The 3,387-nt window shown below is 33.9% G+C and carries 4 protein-coding genes; all 4 read right to left on the reverse strand.

Translation table 11 applies throughout. The features are described from left to right. Nucleotides 1-200: 200 nt before the first annotated feature. The 4 genes from B5X55_RS18525 to B5X55_RS18545 all read right to left on the reverse strand — a co-directional run bounded on the left by B5X55_RS18525 (nt 201) and on the right by B5X55_RS18545 (nt 3,298). A complete protein-coding gene (locus tag B5X55_RS18525; RefSeq protein WP_079514690.1) occupies nt 201-425 on the reverse strand; it encodes a hypothetical protein in 225 nt (74 codons plus the stop codon). A 10-nt stretch (nt 426-435) separates the two neighbouring features. Then, nucleotides 436-963, reverse strand: coding sequence for a hypothetical protein (locus B5X55_RS18530; protein WP_143814545.1), 528 nt, complete (start codon nt 961-963; stop codon nt 436-438). Between the two features lie 419 nt (nt 964-1,382). Continuing rightward, nucleotides 1,383-2,123, reverse strand: a complete 741-nt coding sequence (locus B5X55_RS18535; RefSeq protein ID WP_159447568.1) for a DUF2268 domain-containing putative Zn-dependent protease — start codon at nt 2,121-2,123, stop codon at nt 1,383-1,385. Nucleotides 2,124-2,365: 242 nt separating this feature from the next. Then, entirely contained in the window at nt 2,366-3,298 is a 933-nt protein-coding gene (locus tag B5X55_RS18545) for a serine hydrolase domain-containing protein (RefSeq protein WP_234999796.1), read from the reverse strand. Between the last annotated feature and the right edge of the window lie 89 nt (nt 3,299-3,387).

Below are 3,387 nucleotides of genomic sequence, written 5' to 3' on the forward strand. Positions count from 1 at the left end.
TAGTTTAAAGCTCTCGCTATAACGTCTTACATATCCATCATTTTTATACATATACTTGAAGTGTTTTGTATACATATTTCAGGACGGGTCAAAATGTGTGCCAACGGTCTCGTGTATGATTTCGTTGCGTGTTTAAATATTAAAGTTCGTAAGTAAGCCTTTACTAACAATGAATTATACACATTGTTGGCAGCCGTTATTTATTTTTCAACAAATTCCAATGTTATATTTCCTGTACAAACTCCTGAAATTTGTATTAAATCAACTGTCGGTTTTCTGTGGGCATTAACTAATGTTAAATGAGTTCCTTGTCTATTAATTATTCCTGCTATTTGTATTAAGTCAGCTGTCGGTTTTTGGCTTGCGTCAATGACAAGGCTTGCACCATGTCCCGCTAATTGGATTAAATCTACTGTTGGTTTCATATTTCTATTTTTAGTTATTTAATATAATTTTGATTTTTGGATTTCCTAAACCGGCTCTAATAGCAAAAGCATTTTTTCTTTCTATTTCAGAATCAGACATCACTTTATCAGTAATGACTTCATTAACAAAAATTTCTTTTTTCGGGTTTTCAGTCATTTCACTATTCCAATATTCCTTTGCTATTTTATTTGCAATTTTAGTATCTGATATATTTTTAAATAATTCTTCAATTTTATTAAAATCTCCTATGTGAAAGATTTCAGTTTCACTTATTTCTCCTCTGTAAAATTTCGAGTTCTTTTGAATTGTCCAGAAATGTTTTGCATCTTCAAAATTTTCAAATAGCATTAAAATTTCATTTCTTTTTGGTTTATGTTTTGGTCTATTAAATTCCAAAACTTCTTCCACTTTTTTTCGGCTGTCATCCAATTCATTTTGATAGGCATTTTGAGGTAAGATTTTATCATTCACGTTAAAATCTCTTTTGTCTATCCTAAATAACATCATATGTTCGGGTGTTCGTTTAATGGCTGCCAACAATAGTATATAGCAACAAGTATTCATATCCCCCAATATCAAGGCATATAGTTACTAGTACTTATATCTATTTTATAAAATTAATTCTGCTAAAGTGTTAGGGGGCGTGTACTTCGCTTGGTCTACTGCAAGGTAAAAAGAATACAGTGTATTTTCTTACGGTTTTCCGTAAAGTTGTAAGAAAATATCATTTTTATGTTACGAAAATAGTGAATGGGTGTATGCCGGTTTTGGTACATAAGACCAAACCGAATAGTATATCGTTTTTTGCCCTATTTGCTATAGCTGGTGTTCGTAAATGGCGTTTTTTCCAAACCACGAATTTTCGCGAATAGTACCGTCTTTGATGATTAACTATTCATTTTTTACGTTTTTTGCTCATGTTTTATGGCCTTTGTTGTATGCAGTTTTTTGTAGTATTAATAGCCCGCTAGTTTTAATATTTCATTTGGCATAAGCTCACTTAACTCTAAAATACTTTTCCCAGACGTAGTCATTGCTTTTCTCGCCAAAAAATTTCCGGTTCTATAGCCTATATATGTTCTGCCATCAGGGTGTTCACCCATCATCCACTCTGAGTAACTTGCATCTAGCGGAAGTGCCAAAATCTCTTTTACCCAATTATCGGCCTCATCGGTATAAGATTCTACCTCATTTATGTTTCCTGTATAAATTTCTGTAAAGACAACTGCCAAACCTTCATTAACCATTGCATTAGGGATTCCATAACTAAATTTGTTATCTTGAATCGCCCAGCCGCGGGACAAGTGATGGAATTCGTGAAAAATAGTAGACTTGATACCTTGATATACCGAATCGATTACTCCACCCTTATAATTATTTGATATTTGCACTAGGACCAGAGGTGGACTGTTGGTTTCCGCCCTTCCAGTAACTCCATTCACAATATCAAGATTCCAATCTACATTTTCAACAATAACTTGTATGCTATCTGGTAGATTAGGTAATAGCTTGCGAACCTCATCTTCTGATTTGCGTATAACGTTACTGATGAATACTTTTTGTGATTCGGTAAATTTGAGAGTGTCTTCTTGAAAGACAACATCTACTTTCGCTATGGGTGATTTCTTCGCTTGAGAATTGCTGGAAATAACACCTAATATTGGGATAATTAAAATAATGCTTCTAAGAATATTCATTTTGTCTTTTAACATGAAGACGACACAAAAGCTGTAATGTTACCACAGAGACTATTTGTGCTCTAATAGCACACAACGCCTGAGCTAAACGTAGTGCGGAAGTAAGGAAACTTTTCGTTTTCGTCTGTGCACGAAGCCAAAGTTTTTTGTTTTGTTTTATTTTTTTGTTGCCAGAGCAAAATCCTAAAGATTTGGCGGCCTTGATAAACAAGCCCAAGCCCATAAATATAGCACTTTATGGCCTATTTGCTATAGCCATTGTTATCTGCTGGCTTTTCTCCTGTCTTTAATATATAGTTCGGTATCATTTCGTTAGGTGGTGTAGATTTACCATAAAGTTCATATGAATTGTAGTTTCCGCCCGTAAAAACGGTAATCATATCTAATTCAGGCCAAATATTTATTTTTTGTCCGCCGTTACCCGATGCTAAATATGAATTAAATTTTTGACCTTCAATAACAAAATATTTATGCTCCCACAAATAGCCAAAACCGCCTTCGTCCAAATCAAATGTTTTGTTAATCCAATTTTCTGAAATTATTTGTTTGCCTTTCCATTTTCCGCCATCTTTAAATAATTTCGCCAATTTTATCAAGTCCCTTGGTGTAATATGCATTTGACTAAAAGTATTCATACTTGCCTGATTTGGTTCAAAAGTCCATTCGTAATTTGATATTCCCAATGCGTCAAAGAGGTTTTCTTTTGCAAAACTTTCAATTTTTTCATCAGTTGCAATCTCTACCAAACTACCCAGTGTAAGTGCACAGCCTGTGCAATATGATGAAGATTTCCCAGACTCTGCAATCATCGGTAAATCGAGTGTATATTTTACCCAATCTTTACTTTTCATCATTGCTTGTTCGTTTCCTTTGCTTTCTTGGTTATTATTTTCACAGTCCATTCCGTGTTTGTACATCAAGAAGTTTTCTATGGTGATTTCTTTTTTTCGGTCGTCCAAATTGGCGATTTCGGGATAAATCGAATTGAAATATGGTAGAAGTTTCTCTTTTTCATTTTTTATAAATCCTTTGTCAACGGCAATTCCAAGTATTCCGCCAATAAATGGTTTGGTGGCAGACCTTAGTTGATGTGGTGTATTTGCATCATAACCATAGAAATATTCTTCAAGCACCAATTTGTTGTTCTTGTAAATCAGGATGCTGTGAACTGTCACGTCCTAAAATACGGCTACAGATTAATATTATTTTTAAGCGGCATATTGATGCACGTAATTAGGTGTTTTATAATCTAAAGATAAATGCA

Source organism: Maribacter arcticus (assembly GCF_900167935.1).
GTDB lineage: Bacteria > Bacteroidota > Bacteroidia > Flavobacteriales > Flavobacteriaceae > Maribacter > Maribacter arcticus.

Excerpts from the sequence above, each read along its gene's own strand:
- B5X55_RS18525 (WP_079514690.1), bottom strand. The coding sequence starts at position 425 with ATGAAACCAACAGTAGATTTAATCCAATTAGCGGGACATGGTGCAAGC.
- B5X55_RS18535 (WP_159447568.1), bottom strand. The coding sequence starts at position 2,123 with ATGAATATTCTTAGAAGCATTATTTTAATTATCCCAATATTAGGTGTT.